We start from the raw sequence: 15842 nt of genomic DNA, 5'->3' as shown, positions 1-15842 counted from the left end.
GATTTAGCCAGCACAAGTCCCTGCCAGAGGCAGGGCAAAAGGCACAAAACAACAACTATTTTACAAATTGGCGACCTGGCAGGCTGCTTTAACGACCGTTTCAATGATATACTTCCTGTCGTTCGTTCAAAAATAGTTGATAAATACAACATTCCCTTGAATTGAAACGCTTTCCTTCGATATTCGCAACTGGAACACGCACGCTATGAGTAAACCCATTGTGATGGAACGCGGTGTTAAATACCGCGATGCCGATAAAATGGCCCTTATCCCGGTTAAAAACGTGGCTACAGAGCGCGAGGCGCTGTTAAGAAAACCGGAATGGATGAAAATCAAACTTCCGGCCGACTCTTCGCGTATCCAGGGGATCAAAGCGGCGATGCGCAAGAATGGCCTTCACTCCGTCTGTGAAGAAGCCTCTTGTCCGAACCTTGCTGAATGTTTCAATCACGGCACCGCGACGTTTATGATTCTGGGTGCCATCTGTACCCGCCGCTGCCCGTTCTGCGATGTTGCTCATGGCCGTCCGGTAGCGCCCGACGCTAACGAGCCTCAAAAACTGGCACAGACCATCGCCGACATGGCGCTGCGTTATGTCGTCATCACATCTGTTGACCGTGACGACCTGCGTGATGGGGGTGCTCAGCACTTTGCTGACTGTATTACTGCCATTCGTGAGAAAAGCCCGAACATCAAAATCGAGACGCTGGTTCCTGACTTCCGCGGCCGTATGGACCGTGCGCTGGACATCCTGACCGCGACGCCGCCAGATGTGTTTAACCACAATCTGGAGAACGTACCACGTATCTACCGCCAGGTACGTCCAGGTGCAGATTATAACTGGTCCCTGAAGCTGCTGGAGCGCTTCAAAGAGGCGCATCCGCATATTCCAACCAAGTCTGGCCTGATGGTTGGCCTGGGTGAAACCAATGATGAAATCATTGAGGTAATGCGCGATCTGCGTCGCCACGGCGTCACTATGCTGACGTTGGGACAATATCTGCAACCAAGCCGCCACCACCTTCCGGTACAGCGCTACGTAAGCCCGGACGAGTTTGATGAGATGAAAGCCGAAGCGATGGCGATGGGCTTTACCCACGCAGCATGCGGCCCATTTGTTCGCTCCTCATACCATGCCGATATGCAGGCGAAAGGCGAAGAAGTTAAATAATTCTGTAATATTCATTTACAGTAATACGAAAAAACCGGCCTCATGAGCCGGTTTTTTTTCGCAAGCCCTCAGGCATTGCTATCACTCTTTGTGAGAAAGCTTGTCTGCCGGGACGTCATCCTCAGCGCTTTTCTTAGCTGCCGCATCATCGTCGTTCATTGCTTTCTTAAAGCCTTTGATGGCAGCCCCCAGGTCACCACCCAGCGTGCGTAACTTCTTGGTACCAAACAGCAGGACGACCAGTGCGGCAACCACCAGCAGTTTGGTAATACTAATCTCACCCATAGATACCTTCTTTACTTAAAACAGGCTGCATTCAGCGCCAAAACCTGATTGTATTAACGGTCATTTGACGCGTGCACACAATAGCAATCTGTAACAAGGTGAATCAAGCATTGTTGAAAAAAACATCACAATAATTGCGGTGGCGCAAACCGACGGTTATGAAGAACAGGTAATTGCTGACGTGCAAGCGCAATCCGTTCTAAATTAATCTCCGCGACCAGCAACACAGGGGTTTCCGCTGCAGCAGCAATCGTCACCCCCAGCGGATCGACCACCCTGCTTTGCCCGATGTTTTTATTACCGCACTCCCCTGCGGCAACGACATAACAAGTGGTATCAAGTGCACGCGCCGCAAGCAATGTTCCCCAATGATGCTCTTTTAACGGCCCTTTCACCCAAGCCGCAGGCAATACCAGAATGTCCGCCCCTTGTAGCGCCAAATTGAGCGCCAGCTCCGGAAAACGTAAATCGTAGCACGTCATCAACCCAACCTTAAACCCGTCAATATCCAGTAGCGGCGGAACACAGTCACCGGGATCAACAAGCCGTGACTCCTGAATGCTGAACGCATCATAGAGATGAAGTTTGGCGTAACGTGCGACAATGGCCCCGCCACGGATAGCCACAAGCGTATTGACTGCTCGACCCGGCGTTGAGGGAACATGGATCGTTAATATCGTCGTCATCGTATTACCCGCGCTCTGAGCGAGCAATTGCTGTAAAAATTCGCCGTCCAGCAACTGCGCGGACTTCACGGATAAATCCGGGTCATTATCATCCCTGGCCAGCAGCGCCTCAGGGAGAACCAGCAACAACGCGCCTTTCTGCCAGGCCTGCTTCATCAGGTTGACGCACGTGAGCGCATTTTTGTGCCAGTCTGGCGTGACCGCAAACTGTCCAACTGCAACATACATATTTGTCCCCTCATCATAAACAGCGTTAAACTCGCTACTCTTACACATCAAATAGCAGGTATTTAGCGTGTTACAACTACTTTTAGCCGTTTTTATTGGTGGGGGAACGGGTAGCGTTGCGCGATGGTTTCTGAGTATGCGGTTTAACCCCCTTCATCAGGCTATACCCATGGGAACACTTGCCGCAAACCTGATTGGTGCTTTCATTATTGGTATGGGGCTGGCCTGGTTTAACCGAATGACACACATCGACCCGATGTGGAAAGTCCTGATTACGACAGGTTTCTGCGGCGGGTTAACCACCTTCTCGACGTTCTCTGCAGAAGTGGTGTTTCTCTTTCAGGAAGGCCGTATCGGCTGGGCGCTGACGAATATCGCGATTAACATGCTCGGCTCCTTTGCGATGACGGGGATCGCATTCTGGCTATTTTCCTCCGCAAGTACGCATTAACTGTCGAACCGTTAATGTTGCCTTAATTTTTCTCTGTCACTCTGGCTCCAGTGCTGAACGAGGGTGACAGAATGAAACAGAGTCTGATGAGCGCAGGAATGGTGTTGTTAAGCGTGCTGATCGTTGCCAGCTTCCTGAAAATGTATCTGCTTGGCTGATTCAAAACGAAAAAAACCCGCTCTGTGAGCGGGTTTTGAAATTCTTGCTGACGCGTCTGAATTACAGAGCGATTACGTTAGCAGCAGAAGGGCCTTTGGCACCGTTAGTGATTTCGAACTCTACACGCTGACCTTCAGCCAGAGTTTTGAAACCATTAGACTGGATTGCAGAGAAGTGTACGAACACGTCTTTGCTGCCATCTTCAGGAGTAATGAAACCGAATCCTTTGGACTCATTAAACCACTTAACGTTACCTTTAATCTTAGACATCAAAATTACCTTTACATTAAAAAACGACACAAATGCTGTGTCGGTTACCAGTACATCAATTGTGAGACCTTTTGTCCAGCGGATCTTTGATAAAAAGTGACTAAAGTCGCGTTAATTTTCACTGACAGATTTTTATCGTTTATGAATCAACGTCTGCGCGTTTTTTCACCACCATGTAACGTTTTGTCAGTTAAAACTGAAAACGCATCCAGGCGAAGTAAACGTTTCCGTTGTTGTAAGTCCCCGGGATGTAGGTCATCTGGAACGTTGCGGGGCCATAGCCAATAGAGGCAAGCGGAAGCAGCACCGGGATCGGGATATAATTCCAGTTGTCACGTGCAGTGACGCCGGCGGTATAACCTAAACCGACGTGGAAGTTCTCGTCCGCTAACGGACGCCAGGTTTTCTCCCAGCCATAACCCCCTATCGGTTCCCATTTATTAAACGAATCTTTAAAGGCCATCAGATAGATGCCATGCCAGTTGCCCTTTTCATCCCAGCGCGACTGACCAAAACCAGCCCCCCACGGGCGCTCGTTGTATTTATCTGTCTTCTCTTTGTCATAAGCAAAACGTGCATGCCACGTTATTGCCGGAACATAGAGATCATAATGTTCAGGCGCGGTCCAGGTCTGAGAAACATTATCCGTGAAGGTAGAGAACCAGCCTTTATCCTTTGCGTTGTCCTCTGCCTGTGCAACGGAGGAGAACGTTAACTGCCCAAAAATAAACAACAAAATAGAGAAAAATGTATTACGTACGATCACAATGCAATTACCATTCTTAGTATTCGAGGCAAAGTCTACCATAAATTAGTTTAATCAACGCTTAACAGCATCAGTATTATTCCTAATTATTCGCACTCCTGAGGGAATATTCTTAAAATAGTCCACCAGCAAGCGCGAATAATCACACTAAGAGTGTGTCATTAGCGAATTTATTCCCTGGTAATACAAACACTCAGCAACTTACAAAAAATTAACATTTCATTATCATTGTAAAGACAAATTGCGGTGTTACTACTGGTCAAGCCCCTCATGATATAAATGTATAAGCCGTGGCAAAAACACTGTCTGACTGCTCTTTAGTCATCTATTTATTGATTTTAATCAGCAAGAACAGGCCATTAATTCGGCACATTTTCATCCTTCTTTTTTTTGATTATTTGTGCTCAAGGGCAGCAGAGATACAGGGGAAATCATGCTTACGTTAATCGAACTCCTTATTGGGGTCGTCGTCATTGTCGGTGTAGCTCGCTACATCATTAAGGGATACTCGGCAACAGGCGTATTATTTGTCGGTGGTTTAACACTGCTGATTATCAGCGCCATAATGGGTCATCAGGTGTTACCGGCCAGCGCAAGCAGCACGGGTTACACTGCTACCGATATTGTTGAATACATTAAAATATTACTCATGAGCCGCGGCGGCGACCTGGGTATGATGATCATGATGCTGTGCGGGTTTGCGGCCTACATGACCCATATCGGCGCCAACGACATGGTCGTTAAGCTTGCCTCTAAACCCCTGCAATATATTAACTCTCCGTATCTGCTGATGGTCGCAGCCTATTTCCTCGCCTGCCTGATGTCACTGGCCGTTTCGTCGGCAACCGGACTTGGCGTCCTGCTAATGGCTACGCTGTTCCCGGTGATGGTGAATGTCGGTATTAGCCGTGGTGCGGCGGCGGCAATTTGCGCGTCTCCGGCAGCTATTATTCTCTCCCCTACCTCTGGCGACGTCGTGCTGGCGGCAAAAGCAGCGGAAATGTCGCTTATCGACTTCGCCTTTAAAACCACGCTACCGATCTCGATAGTTTCAATTGTGGGAATGGGTATCGCGCATTTCTTCTGGCAACGCTATCTCGATAAGAAAGAAAACATCAGCCATGAAATGATGGATGTAAGTGAAATCACCACGACAGCGCCAGCGTTTTACGCCATTCTGCCGTTCACGCCGATTATAGGTGTGCTGATTTTTGACGGTAAATGGGGCCCTCAGCTACATATCATTACCATTCTGGTCATCTGTATGCTGCTGGCCGCAGTGCTGGAATTTGTACGCGGCTTTAATACACAAAAAGTCTTCTCTGGCCTGGAAGTTGCGTATCGCGGTATGGCAGATGCGTTTGCTGGCGTTGTTATGCTGTTGGTTGCCGCGGGTGTCTTTGCCCAGGGGCTGAGCACTATCGGTTTTATTCAGAGCCTGATCTCCATCGCGACCTCATTCGGCTCCGCCAGTATTATCCTGATGCTGGTGCTGGTGGTGCTCACCATGCTGGCGGCCATGACAACGGGTTCCGGTAACGCGCCTTTCTATGCCTTCGTTGAGATGATCCCGAAACTGGCTCACTCTTCCGGGATTAATCCAGCGTATCTTTCCATTCCGATGCTGCAGGCGTCCAACCTGGGTCGTACCATTTCCCCTGTATCCGGCGTCGTCGTCGCCGTTGCCGGGATGGCAAAAATTTCGCCATTCGAAGTGGTAAAACGTACCTCCGTACCGGTTATTGTTGGCCTGATTATCGTGATTATTGCCACGGAGGTGCTGGTTCCCGGTGCCGCTTAAGTTAAATTACTGATATCCAGAAAGCGCCTGCGGGCGCTTTTTGTGCTTTAATAATTTCCAGAAATTAATCATGTTTATTCGATCAGGAAATCACATGTTCAGGAAGGATATCGTAATCCCGTCTGGCGCAATGGCGCTGGCACTTTGTGTCTTCTCCACACAGGCCGATCCGCTAAAGGCAACGCAGTATGGCGATTTCGATCTCTATGTGCTGGCGCTGTCCTGGCAAACCGGGTTTTGTCAGAGCATGGTCGAACGTAACCGCAATGAGCCTGACGAATGCCGACTGCAAAAAGAGCGTGAAAATAAAGCTGATTTTCTGACTGTCCACGGGTTATGGCCTGGTTTGCCGAAATCTATTGCCGCACGTGGCGTGGATGAACGTCGCTGGATGCGCTTCGGCTGCGCCACGCGCCCCATTCCAAATATGCCAGAAGCGAAAGCCAGCCGAAAATGCGCTGCCGCCGAAACCGGACTGTCGCTTTCCGGTGCCGCGAAGCTGAATAGCGTGATGCCCGGCGCAGGTGGTAACTCCTGTCTGGAACGTTACGAATATGCCAAACATGGCGTCTGCTTTGGTTTTGATCCCGATGCCTATTTCGGCACGATGGTGCGAATGAATCAGGAAATAAAAAACAGCGAGGTCGGTAAATTCCTGGCGGATAACTACGGTAAAACCGTTACTCGCAGCGATTTTGACAATGCCGTTGCCAAAAGCTGGAGCAAGGAGAATATCAAAGCGTTCAAGCTGACCTGCAATGGTAATCCGGCTTATCTGACCGAAATGCAGGTTTCGCTGAAGGCTGACACCATTAATAATCCACTTTCTGCGACATCATTTGCACCGCAGCCACATCCTGGTAACTGCGGAACACAATTCGTCATTGATAAGGCGGGTTACTGACTTACTACCGGTCGTACCATATCAAACCGGTTTTCATCACTGATGCCATAGTAAGCCGTCGGCCCACCCGCACGCAGGATGGGCTGCGCTTTCGCCGTCTGGTATATCCCCTCTTCCAGCAGCGTTTCGGCAATGTGAATACCGACCACCTCTCCCAATACCAGCCAGGTGTCTACCGGCGTACCATCGGCCCCGGTCAACTGAATGCACTGCGACAGGCGACACTCAAAGTTCACCGGGCTTTCTGCCACACGTGGCGCGCGCACCAACTGGCTGGTCGCAGGCGTCAACCCGGCAAAGGTAAATTCATCTTTCCCGTGAGGAAGTGTGGCGGAGGTTTCATTCATTGCTTCGGCTAAATCGCGCGTCGCCAGGTTCCAGACGAACTCTTTTGTTTCGGTAATATTACGCACGCTGTCCTTCCAGCCATTGCTGGAAAAACCGATGATCGGCGGGCGATAGTTAAAGCAGTTAAAGAAGCTATACGGTGCGAGGTTCAGTTGACCTGCATGGTCGCAGGATGAGATCCAGCCAATCGGACGTGGGCCAATAATGGCGTTCAGCGGGTCATGCGGCAGGCCGTGTCCCTGAGACGGTTGGTAGAAGTACATCGTTTTCTCTCCCTGGAGGGCAACGCCCGGATTCAGAACTCTCAGCGTAACGTATTCTGCCAGGAATGAAGACTGAATAAATTTCAGCGAAAATTCATATGGACCATGAATGTGACTTTCATCACTTCAAACTTGCACGCTCAGCCAGTATTATCGGGAGAGTTAAACCCTCGCTGCCAGACGGCGAGGGTTTTCTTTTGGATTGGTTTCTGCGTTACACGCAGTATTAACGACATGGAGTAAAAAATGTCCAGACCTACAATTATCATCAATGAACTCGACGCAGAACGTATCGACAGACTGCTGGAAAAAGCAGAATTCGCCTCACTTCCGGTGGCTGACGCCCTGAACGAGGAGCTCGACCGGGCACAGATGTGCACGCCAGAGTCGATGCCGCATGACGTCGTCACCATGAACAGCCAGGTAAAATTCCGCAATCTGACTACCGGTGAAGAGTTGACCCGCACGCTGGTTTACCCTGCACAGATGACAGACAGCAGCACACAGCTTTCCGTTCTGGCACCAGTGGGGGCCGCACTGTTGGGGCTGCGCACAGGGGATACCATCCACTGGGAGTTACCGGGAGGTACCTCTACCCACCTGGAAGTGCTGGCACTGATCTACCAGCCAGAAGCCGCAGGCGATTACCTGCGTTAACCCCTTCTGAACAAGCGCCCACCGCTTTGCACAGAGGATGCAGCCGCATCCTCTTTCCGCAAATTCACCCGAAATGCTTATATCGCGCGAAAAGGCCTTAATCCACGCTTAATCTGTTTTGGTGCCGTGGGGACGGCTATGAGTGAGATACTGGCTATCACACTTATTTTTCTGATTTTTGTGGCGATCATCGTCACGGCAGTGCTCTATCTTGAGCGCTACTGGTAACGCGTTTTTCTCCTGCTTCTCAAACGTAAAATATTCCATGGCTTGAAAAAGTGCCAGACAGCTATCAGAAACCTGAATCATTTTATGCTTGAATGTTTTTAGCGTTTATAAACAAGGAGAAACGGGTATGTATCAGAGAATCATTATGCCGGTTGATGTTTTTGAGATGGAGTTGAGCGACAAAGCGGTACGCCATGCGGAGTTTCTGGCGCAGAAGGACGGTGTTATCCATCTTTTGCACGTATTGCCCGGTTCCGCCAGCCTGAGCCTGCACCGCTTTGCTGCTGATGTGCGTCGCTTCGAAGAACATCTGCAGCACGAAGCTGAAAATCGCCTGCAAACCATGGCCAGCCATTTCAGTATCGATCCTTCACGCATCAAAACCCATGTCAGGTTCGGTAGCGTGCGCGATGCCGTTAACGAACTGGCAAGCGAACTGAAAGCAGACGTGGTGGTCATTGGTTCGCGCAACCCTTCCATCACCACACATCTGCTGGGTTCAAACGCCTCCAGCGTGATCCGTCACACGCATATTCCGGTGATGGTGGTGAGATAAAAAAAGAGGCCACCTTTGGGTGGCCTCTTGATTTTGCAGGTGTAGTCTTACTTTCTTTTGTTATGCGGTTTTGGTGCGGATCAGATAGTCAAACGCGCTCAGCGACGCCTTAGCCCCTTCGCCAGTGGCGATGATGATCTGTTTGTACGGCACAGTCGTACAGTCACCCGCCGCAAACACGCCTTTTACGCTGGTTTCACACTTCGCATCAATGATGATTTCACCCATGCGGTTGCGCTCAATTGCACCTTCCAGCCAGGTGGTGTTCGGCAGCAGACCAATCTGTACGAAGATCCCGGAAAGCTGAACGTTATGCACATCGCCACTCACGCGGTCACGGTATTCCAGTCCGGTCACTTTGCTGCCGTCACCCTTCACTTCCGTGGTCTGCGCATTCAGTACGATGTCGACGTTTTTCAGGCTGCGCACTTTGTCCTGCAGCACCTGATCCGCTTTCATTTCTGGCGCGAACTCAAGCAGAGTCACATGTTCAACAATACCGGCCAGGTCAATAGCCGCTTCCACACCCGAGTTCCCGCCGCCGATCACCGCCACGCGTTTACCTTTGAACAGTGGGCCGTCGCAGTGAGGACAATAGGTCACGCCTTTGGTGCGATACTGATCTTCTCCCGGGACGTTCATATTGCGCCATTTTGCACCGGTGGCAATGATGATGCTGCGTGCCTTCAATACCGCGCCGGAGGCCGTTTCAATCTGGTGTAAACCGCCTTCTATTGCAGACGGCACCAGTTTGCTGGCGCTCTGGCTGTCGATAACGTCAACCTCATAATCGCTAACGTGCGCCTTCAGAGCTCCGGCCAGCTTCTGGCCTTCGGTTTTCGGTACGGAGATGTAGTTTTCGATGTCCACAGTATCCAGTACCTGGCCGCCAAAGCGCTCGCCCATCAGACCGGTACGAATCCCTTTACGGGCAGAGTAAACCGCCGCTGCCGCGCCCGCCGGACCGGAACCGACGATCAGCACGTCGTAAGCATCGCGTTTGTTCAGCTCTTCCGCCGCACGTTTTTCAGCGCCAGTGTCCACTTTGGCAACGATTTCGGTGAGCGTCATGCGGCCCTGGCCAAATTCTTTACCGTTCATGTATACAGCCGGAACCCCCATCACGTTGCGATCGGTAATTTCGTTCTGGAACGTACCACCGTCGATCGCCGTGTGTTTGATGCGTGGGTTCAGAACCGACATCAGGTTCAGCGCCTGCACCACATCCGGGCAGTTGTGGCAGGAGAGTGAATAATAGGTTTCAAACTCAAAATCACCGTCGATATCACGGATCTGTTCCAACAGCGTCTGCGCTTCTTTTGACGGATGACCGCCAGTCCACAGCAGTGCCAGCACCAGCGACGTAAATTCATGCCCCAGCGGAGAACCGGCAAAGCGCGGCCCCTGGTCAGATCCCGGGTTGGTAATCAGGAAAGACGGCTTGCGGACGGCACGCGCATTATCTTCTTTGAAGGTCACTTTCGGTGACAGTTCAGCGATCTCTGTCAGCAGTTCCTTGATCTCTGCCGATTTCGCGCTGTCATCCAGCGTGGCAATCAGCTCAACAGGTTTAGTCAGTTTCTCAAGATAGGCCTTGAGCTGGGTTTTCATGTTAGTGTCGAGCATTCTTCTTCCCTCTCTTAAAACGTCATCATGCAAGCTGCCTTATACAGGCGGCCTGAACGCAACTTGCATCATGGTGCTGGAATGAAATGGGCGCGGATGCGCCCATTGGGTGGACAAGACTTAGATTTTACCGACCAGGTCCAGGGATGGAGCCAGAGTCGCTTCGCCTTCTTTCCATTTTGCCGGGCACACTTCGCCTGGGTGAGACGCTACGTACTGAGCAGCTTTCACTTTACGCAGCAGGTCAGAAGCATCACGGCCGATACCTTCAGCGGTAACTTCGATAGCCTGAATAATGCCCTGCGGGTCAACGACAAAGGTCGCACGATCAGCCAGGCCTTCATCTTCACGCATGTTGTCGAAGTTACGGGTCAGGGCGCCAGTCGGGTCGCCGATCATCGCGTATTTGATTTTCGCGATGGTTTCAGAGCTGCTGTGCCATGCTTTATGAGTGAAGTGAGTGTCGGTGGACACAGAGTAAACGTCTACGCCCAGCTTCTGCAGTTCGTCGTAATGGTCTGCAACGTCACCCAGTTCGGTCGGGCAAACAAAAGTAAAGTCAGCCGGATAGAAGAAGAACACGCTCCAGCGACCTTCGGTATCTTTCTCAGTGACTTCAATGAATTCACCGTTTTTGAACGCCTGGTTTTTGAAAGGTTTAATTTTGGTATTAATCAAAGACATCTGTACTTCCTCCGTGTTTTCGTTGAGAAGTAAGGTAACCAACTTTGCTCATCGGGGCTAATGCGTTTGCGTTATCAAATCAATCAGCGATACCTAACAACACCAACAAGACAATAAGGTGAACCTTTTAAAGGAAACGCCAAAAGTAAAAAGGCCGCCTCAACGGGCGGCCCTGATACCTGAATTCCCCGCGGGTACATTCAGTGCCAGCCGAAACTGGCGTTGCGTTGCGCTCTACAACCCTTTATATCAAGGCAGTAACAGCGGTTTGATTACACCACCCGTACAGGTATTGGGCAATCCATAAGAGCGACATTCCTGTCTATGGCTGCAATAGGTTACGCCTAACATCATTCCGGCGCGTTATACATTTATTTTCGTGATAAAAATATCGTCATTTATAAATGACAGTTGTTATTTAAAACGACCACCTGAACTTCCAAGATAAAATTACCTTAATCACCTTTGAAGTACTATTTCAATAATCTGACGCCGTGATATATTAAGATGCGTTTAAATTAAAATTAAGAGCGTTAGCCACAAGGATTGTAAATGGTTAACTTCAAACTATAGTTATCAGTGATGTGATAACCCTAGCAAACACAGCATTCTCAGGACGAAACATGGCAAACCTCTACGACCTTAAAAAATTCGACCTTAACCTGTTAGTTATTTTTGAGTGCATTTATCAACATCTGAGTATCAGTAAAGCAGCCGAGACGCTCTATATCACGCCGTCCGCGGTAAGCCAATCACTGCAACGTCTGCGAGGTCAACTTAACGACCCGCTGTTTATCCGTTCTGGTAAAGGGATCACCCCGACCACCGTCGGCGTCAATCTGCATCAACATCTGGAGCAAAATCTTAACCAGCTCGAGCAGACCATTAACATGATGCACAGCAGTGGGCTAAAGAAGAGTTTTGTGATCTACTGCCCGCAGGTTTTGAGCACAAAAATCATGCTTGGCCCGATGAGACTGCTCATCGATAAGTATAATTATGAAGTTGAATTGCATGATGTTTTTCTTGCGCCGGATTCAGCAGAAGACCTGCTGGCCTACCGAAAAGCGGACCTGGTTTTTTCGTTTACGCCCTTAAACAGCCGCTCCATCACCTGCAGTCGGTTTTCTCAACTTCCTTTTGTTCTGGTTTGTCGGGAGGATCATCCGCGCATCAGCGAAAACCCGACGTGCGAAGAGATTCTCAATGAAAACTTCACCGCCTACCTGAGCGATGCGAGCAGCGTTAAAGCCTATCAGGAACAGGTCGACCACTTTTTAACGGAAAGAAATATTGTCTTTCGTAGTGACTCTTTTATTTCGCTTCTGACGATGATCAGTTCATCCGACCTCATTGGAATAGCGCCAGTTGCGGCCTTTGAACAATATGGTTCCGCACTGAAATTACGTAAAATCGAAACCGACATCAAATTCCCAGGTATTGATATTTACATGATGTATAATCGCTCTGCGTTAAACAGCTCAGCATTCGCAAGTTTCATTGAGGAAATAACCTTACCATGAGTTTTTTCGTGGCCCCGGTACAAAATTCGGAGCCACAAGCTTTCAAAAACATACACCGTCGTTATATAAATAAACGCATTATTTTTTACATTCATTTATTTTTTTGACTGATACAATCCTTTCTCCAGTCTTGATACTAACGTCTGGTATTTATTACTCAGGATGAGAATAACCATGTCAATTTATAAGTCCCCTCTGAATCAGGATGTTCTCACTGCCGCACGGGAGCGAATAAAATGGACTCTCGAGCATTTACCCAGGACCTGCGTCTCTTTTTCGGGGGGTAAAGACTCCACCGTCATGCTTCATCTTGTTGCCCGGCAGGCACGTCTGATGAAAACCAAAATAGATGTGCTCTTTATCGACTGGGAAGCACAATTTTCCCATACCATCACCCATGTTGAACATATGCGCGAACTGTACAGCGATGTTATTGACCATTTCTGGTGGGTGGCGCTTCCCCTGACAACGCAAAATTCGCTGTCACAATTCCAGCCGGAATGGCAATGCTGGGAACCCGGTACCCGTTGGGTTCGCCAGCCACCAGAAGATGCGATAACCGATCCCAACTATTTTCCTTTCTACCAGCCAGGAATGACGTTTGAGACCTTTGTCCGCTGTTTCTCCGACTGGTACTCATGCAATCGCCCGGCCGCCGTGCTGATTGGTATTCGCGCCGATGAGTCTTACAACCGTTTTCTGGCTATCGCTTCGGCACGTAAGCAGCGGTTTGCAGATGATAAACCCTGGACGAGCGTCGCACCGGGTGGACACGCCTGGTATATCTACCCTCTCTACGACTGGAAAACCGCCGATATCTGGACCTGGTTCGCCGAATCGGGATGTTGTTATAACCCGCTCTATGACCTGATGTTCCAGGCTGGGGTGCCGCCTCGCTATATGCGCATCTGTGAACCCTTTGGCCCGGAGCAACGCCAGGGGTTGTGGCTCTACCATGTTGTTGAGCCTGAACGCTGGGCGGCCATGTGTGAACGGGTGAGCGGCGTGCGCAGCGGAGGGATCTATGCCGGTCACGATAACCATTTTTATGGTCACAGGAAAATCCTCAAACCCGAACACCTTTGCTGGCGCGAATATGCCATGCTGCTCCTCGACAGCATGCCGCAAAATACAGCAGAACATTACCGCAATAAAATCGCCATTTACCTGCACTGGTATCAGAAGAGGGGTATGGCCGATATTCCCGATACGCAGGACGGTGATATCGGCTCCAGAGATATCCCTTCATGGCGCCGTATCTGCAAGGTTTTACTCAATAACGATTACTGGTGCAGGGCGTTGTCATTCAGCCCTAATAAGCCCAAATATTATCAACGCTACAGCGACAGAATGAAGGCTAAACGCAAGGAGTGGGGCATTTTATGCGACAAAGAATAATTACCGAGATGGAAACGTATCTTCAGTCACTTCCCGAAGAGGAGCGAATTAATGCCATAAATGCATTTCGTGAAGCAATACATCGAAACAGCCCTTTTCGCGAGCAACCTATAGACTGTGTCCTCTGGATCAGGCAGGACGCGATTACCGCCAACGATTACAACCCCAATAATGTTGCACCTCCTGAAAAGCGGCTGCTCAGTCAATCGCTGGAACTTGATGGATTCACCCAACCTATCGTGGTAACAGAAAGTGAGCCGCAGCACTACGAAATCGTGGATGGTTTTCATCGGCATGAAATCGGCACCCATCGGGCGGCACTAAAGCATCAGCTCAAGGGATACCTACCCGTCACCTGCCTGCGCCAGGACCGACAGGATAAAAATAACCGTATGGCCGCAACCATTCGTCACAACCGGGCGCGTGGTCGACACCAGATCAATGCCATGTCAGACATCGTCCGTGAACTGGCACAGCTTGGCTGGAATGATGAGAAAATTAGCAAAGAGCTCGGTATGGACAGCGACGAGGTCCTGCGTCTCAAGCAAATCAACGGTCTGCTGGAACTGTTTGCAGACCGTCGTTACTCAGAAGCCTGGACGGTAAAATAATCAGAGTGTGTTCAGGCACTCTGCAGCCGCCAGTAGCGTCGATTCCTGCTTTGCGAAGCAAAGGCGGATAAGTTTATGCGGGAAGGGATCGGCGCAGAAAACCGACAGAGGAATGGCTGCCACACCCACTTCTTTTGTCAACCACTGGCAGAAACTCACATCATCCAGATCCGAAATAGCACTGTAATCTGCCAGCAGGAAGTACGTACCTTCAGACGGTAAAATTTCCAGACGGCTTTTACTCAGCGCATTCACAAACAGATCCCGACGTTCACGATAGAAATCGGGCAGATCGCGATAATGCTCTGGTTCTGCTCGCAGCATATCCGCCAGTGCCAGTTGAGCTGGCGTGTTCACCGCAAACGTCAGGTACTGGTGCACTTTACGTAACTCAGCACTGATGGCTGCCGGGGCCACGCAGTAGCCCACTTTCCAGCCGGTCATATGGTAAGTTTTACCGAATGACGAGACGGCGATCGCCCGCTCGCGAAGCTGCGGATGGGCCAGCACGCTGGCGTGCCCTTCTTCGGCAAAGCAGATGTGCTCGTAGACTTCATCGCTCAGCACGTAAATTTCACGGTCACCAATGGCCTGCCACAGCGCCGCGAAATCAGCTTTCTGCCACACCGTCGCAGACGGGTTATGCGGTGTATTCAGAATCACCAGGCGAGTTTTTTCGCTCAGCAGCCCCTCAAATGCCTGCCAGTCTGGGCGGAAATGCGGTGGCTGGAGCGCAACACGTTTCACCACGCCGCCGGAAAGTTCAACCGCAGGCGCATAGCTGTCGTAGCTCGGGTCAAAGCAGATAACCTCATCGCCCGTACGCACCAGCGCAGTAATAGCCGCATACAGCGCTTCGGTCGCCCCGGCGGTTACCGTAATGTCGCTGGCCGCATCGGGCTTATAGCCATATAACTCGGCCGTCTTGTCCGCAATGGCGTCCCGCAGCGCCTGTACGCCCGTCATCGGCGCATACTGATTCGCCCCCTGTGCAACATGGTACGCCAGACGTTCCTGCAGAAAAGCCGGGCCGTCAAAATCCGGGAACCCTTGCGAAAGATTAATGGCGTTATGTTGCTGCGCCAGCGCACTCATCTGCGTGAAGATGGTGGTGCCAAGATTGGGAAGTTTACTCTGCGGAATCAATGCGTTGTTGCTCATTGTAGTGTGCCTGCTTGTAATACTTATGTTGCTGCCACTATAACACGATGTTAGTCTTTGGCAATC

General features: G+C 50.3%; 18 protein-coding genes. 10 read left to right on the top strand and 8 right to left on the bottom strand.

Features of this window, described 5'->3' with window-relative positions:
- Positions 1-205: 205 nt before the first annotated feature.
- On the top strand, positions 206-1171 hold the full coding sequence (gene lipA / locus ACJ9Y9_RS06285; protein ID WP_028019480.1) for a lipoyl synthase: 966 nt from the start codon (positions 206-208) through the stop codon (positions 1169-1171).
- 81 nt (positions 1172-1252) lie between these two features.
- On the opposite strand, the gene tatE is transcribed toward lipA, so the two are convergent.
- Together tatE and ACJ9Y9_RS06275 are read right to left on the bottom strand one after the other, a co-directional pair.
- Positions 1253-1456 (bottom strand): twin-arginine translocase subunit TatE, encoded by a 204-nt coding sequence (gene tatE / locus ACJ9Y9_RS06280; protein ID WP_023310742.1) that lies wholly within the window; start codon positions 1454-1456, stop codon positions 1253-1255.
- Between the two features lie 125 nt (positions 1457-1581).
- Entirely contained in the window at positions 1582-2370 is a 789-nt protein-coding gene (locus tag ACJ9Y9_RS06275) for a deaminated glutathione amidase (RefSeq protein ID WP_028019481.1), read from the bottom strand.
- A gap of 67 nt (positions 2371-2437) precedes the next feature.
- On the opposite strand from ACJ9Y9_RS06275, the gene crcB reads away from it, so the two are divergent.
- Positions 2438-2821, top strand: a complete 384-nt coding sequence (crcB, locus tag ACJ9Y9_RS06270; protein ID WP_028019482.1) for a fluoride efflux transporter CrcB — start codon at positions 2438-2440, stop codon at positions 2819-2821.
- Between the two features lie 219 nt (positions 2822-3040).
- Here the strand turns inward: crcB and cspE are convergent, their stop codons facing one another.
- Positions 3041-3250 (bottom strand): transcription antiterminator/RNA stability regulator CspE, encoded by a 210-nt coding sequence (gene cspE, locus ACJ9Y9_RS06265; RefSeq protein WP_002439184.1) that lies wholly within the window; start codon positions 3248-3250, stop codon positions 3041-3043.
- A gap of 190 nt (positions 3251-3440) precedes the next feature.
- Positions 3441-4058 carry a lipid IV(A) palmitoyltransferase PagP gene (gene pagP, locus ACJ9Y9_RS06260; RefSeq protein ID WP_255659631.1) on the bottom strand — a complete coding sequence of 206 codons (618 nt, stop codon included), beginning with the start codon at positions 4056-4058 and terminating at the stop codon, positions 3441-3443.
- A gap of 391 nt (positions 4059-4449) precedes the next feature.
- On the opposite strand from pagP, the gene dcuC reads away from it, so the two are divergent.
- Both dcuC and rna read left to right on the top strand, forming a co-directional pair.
- Positions 4450-5817 (top strand): anaerobic C4-dicarboxylate transporter DcuC, encoded by a 1368-nt coding sequence (gene dcuC / locus ACJ9Y9_RS06255; RefSeq protein WP_028019484.1) that lies wholly within the window; start codon positions 4450-4452, stop codon positions 5815-5817.
- 130 nt (positions 5818-5947) lie between these two features.
- Positions 5948-6721 (top strand): ribonuclease I, encoded by a 774-nt coding sequence (rna, locus tag ACJ9Y9_RS06250; RefSeq protein ID WP_407226230.1) that lies wholly within the window; start codon positions 5948-5950, stop codon positions 6719-6721.
- On the opposite strand, the gene ACJ9Y9_RS06245 is transcribed toward rna, so the two are convergent.
- Complete coding sequence (locus tag ACJ9Y9_RS06245; protein WP_028019486.1) at positions 6715-7332, bottom strand: flavin reductase family protein; 618 nt, start codon at positions 7330-7332, stop codon at positions 6715-6717. The two genes, rna and ACJ9Y9_RS06245, sit on opposite strands and share 7 nt — an antisense overlap.
- Positions 7333-7578: 246 nt before the next feature.
- Between ACJ9Y9_RS06245 and rnk the strand changes: the two genes are divergently transcribed.
- The 3 genes from rnk (at position 7579) to uspG (ending at position 8773) form a co-directional block, all read left to right on the top strand.
- Positions 7579-7989 carry a nucleoside diphosphate kinase regulator gene (gene rnk / locus ACJ9Y9_RS06240; protein ID WP_028019487.1) on the top strand — a complete coding sequence of 137 codons (411 nt, stop codon included), beginning with the start codon at positions 7579-7581 and terminating at the stop codon, positions 7987-7989.
- A 138-nt stretch (positions 7990-8127) separates the two neighbouring features.
- Positions 8128-8217, top strand: a complete 90-nt coding sequence (gene yldA / locus ACJ9Y9_RS06235) for a small membrane protein YldA (protein ID WP_272910382.1) — start codon at positions 8128-8130, stop codon at positions 8215-8217.
- 127 nt (positions 8218-8344) lie between these two features.
- Positions 8345-8773: a universal stress protein UspG gene (uspG, locus tag ACJ9Y9_RS06230; protein ID WP_028019488.1), complete on the top strand. Its 429-nt coding sequence runs from the start codon at positions 8345-8347 to the stop codon at positions 8771-8773.
- Between the two features lie 60 nt (positions 8774-8833).
- On the opposite strand, the gene ahpF is transcribed toward uspG, so the two are convergent.
- Entirely contained in the window at positions 8834-10399 is a 1566-nt protein-coding gene (ahpF, locus tag ACJ9Y9_RS06225) for an alkyl hydroperoxide reductase subunit F (protein ID WP_028019489.1), read from the bottom strand.
- A 120-nt stretch (positions 10400-10519) separates the two neighbouring features.
- Positions 10520-11083: an alkyl hydroperoxide reductase subunit C gene (gene ahpC / locus ACJ9Y9_RS06220; protein WP_008501015.1), complete on the bottom strand. Its 564-nt coding sequence runs from the start codon at positions 11081-11083 to the stop codon at positions 10520-10522.
- 623 nt (positions 11084-11706) lie between these two features.
- On the opposite strand from ahpC, the gene citR reads away from it, so the two are divergent.
- From citR to ACJ9Y9_RS06205, 3 genes are all read left to right on the top strand, one after another.
- Positions 11707-12606, top strand: coding sequence for a DNA-binding transcriptional repressor CitR (citR, locus tag ACJ9Y9_RS06215; RefSeq protein WP_028019490.1), 900 nt, complete (start codon positions 11707-11709; stop codon positions 12604-12606).
- 174 nt (positions 12607-12780) lie between these two features.
- Positions 12781-14004, top strand: coding sequence for a phosphoadenosine phosphosulfate reductase (locus tag ACJ9Y9_RS06210; RefSeq protein ID WP_028019491.1), 1224 nt, complete (start codon positions 12781-12783; stop codon positions 14002-14004).
- Positions 13989-14615 (top strand): ParB/RepB/Spo0J family partition protein, encoded by a 627-nt coding sequence (locus tag ACJ9Y9_RS06205; RefSeq protein WP_028019492.1) that lies wholly within the window; start codon positions 13989-13991, stop codon positions 14613-14615. The genes ACJ9Y9_RS06210 and ACJ9Y9_RS06205 overlap by 16 nt, the downstream gene beginning before the upstream one ends.
- Here the strand turns inward: ACJ9Y9_RS06205 and ACJ9Y9_RS06200 are convergent, their stop codons facing one another.
- The gene (locus tag ACJ9Y9_RS06200) at positions 14616-15776 is read right to left on the bottom strand and encodes a pyridoxal phosphate-dependent aminotransferase (RefSeq protein WP_028019493.1); all 1161 of its coding nucleotides are present in this window, start codon (positions 15774-15776) and stop codon (positions 14616-14618) included. It lies immediately after the preceding gene.
- Positions 15777-15842: the final 66 nt, after the last annotated feature.

This window comes from Enterobacter sp. CPE_E1241, assembly GCF_045618265.1.
Taxonomy (GTDB): domain Bacteria; phylum Pseudomonadota; class Gammaproteobacteria; order Enterobacterales; family Enterobacteriaceae; genus Enterobacter; species Enterobacter adelaidei.
Note: the sequence above shows the minus strand (reverse complement) of the source record. Positions and strands in the feature narration are given on the sequence as shown.

Coding starts and splice junctions, on each gene's coding strand:
- ACJ9Y9_RS06275 (WP_028019481.1), bottom strand. CDS start 2,370: ATGTATGTTGCAGTTGGACAGTTTGCGGTCACGCCAGACTGGCACAAA.
- cspE (WP_002439184.1), bottom strand. CDS start 3,250: ATGTCTAAGATTAAAGGTAACGTTAAGTGGTTTAATGAGTCCAAAGGA.
- ahpC (WP_008501015.1), bottom strand. CDS start 11,083: ATGTCTTTGATTAATACCAAAATTAAACCTTTCAAAAACCAGGCGTTC.
- pagP (WP_255659631.1), bottom strand. CDS start 4,058: ATGGTAGACTTTGCCTCGAATACTAAGAATGGTAATTGCATTGTGATC.
- rna (WP_407226230.1), top strand. CDS start 5,948: ATGGCGCTGGCACTTTGTGTCTTCTCCACACAGGCCGATCCGCTAAAG.
- ACJ9Y9_RS06205 (WP_028019492.1), top strand. CDS start 13,989: ATGCGACAAAGAATAATTACCGAGATGGAAACGTATCTTCAGTCACTT.
- citR (WP_028019490.1), top strand. CDS start 11,707: ATGGCAAACCTCTACGACCTTAAAAAATTCGACCTTAACCTGTTAGTT.
- ACJ9Y9_RS06210 (WP_028019491.1), top strand. CDS start 12,781: ATGTCAATTTATAAGTCCCCTCTGAATCAGGATGTTCTCACTGCCGCA.
- rnk (WP_028019487.1), top strand. CDS start 7,579: ATGTCCAGACCTACAATTATCATCAATGAACTCGACGCAGAACGTATC.
- dcuC (WP_028019484.1), top strand. CDS start 4,450: ATGCTTACGTTAATCGAACTCCTTATTGGGGTCGTCGTCATTGTCGGT.
- ACJ9Y9_RS06200 (WP_028019493.1), bottom strand. CDS start 15,776: ATGAGCAACAACGCATTGATTCCGCAGAGTAAACTTCCCAATCTTGGC.
- yldA (WP_272910382.1), top strand. CDS start 8,128: ATGAGTGAGATACTGGCTATCACACTTATTTTTCTGATTTTTGTGGCG.
- uspG (WP_028019488.1), top strand. CDS start 8,345: ATGTATCAGAGAATCATTATGCCGGTTGATGTTTTTGAGATGGAGTTG.
- ahpF (WP_028019489.1), bottom strand. CDS start 10,399: ATGCTCGACACTAACATGAAAACCCAGCTCAAGGCCTATCTTGAGAAA.
- lipA (WP_028019480.1), top strand. CDS start 206: ATGAGTAAACCCATTGTGATGGAACGCGGTGTTAAATACCGCGATGCC.
- tatE (WP_023310742.1), bottom strand. CDS start 1,456: ATGGGTGAGATTAGTATTACCAAACTGCTGGTGGTTGCCGCACTGGTC.
- ACJ9Y9_RS06245 (WP_028019486.1), bottom strand. CDS start 7,332: ATGTACTTCTACCAACCGTCTCAGGGACACGGCCTGCCGCATGACCCG.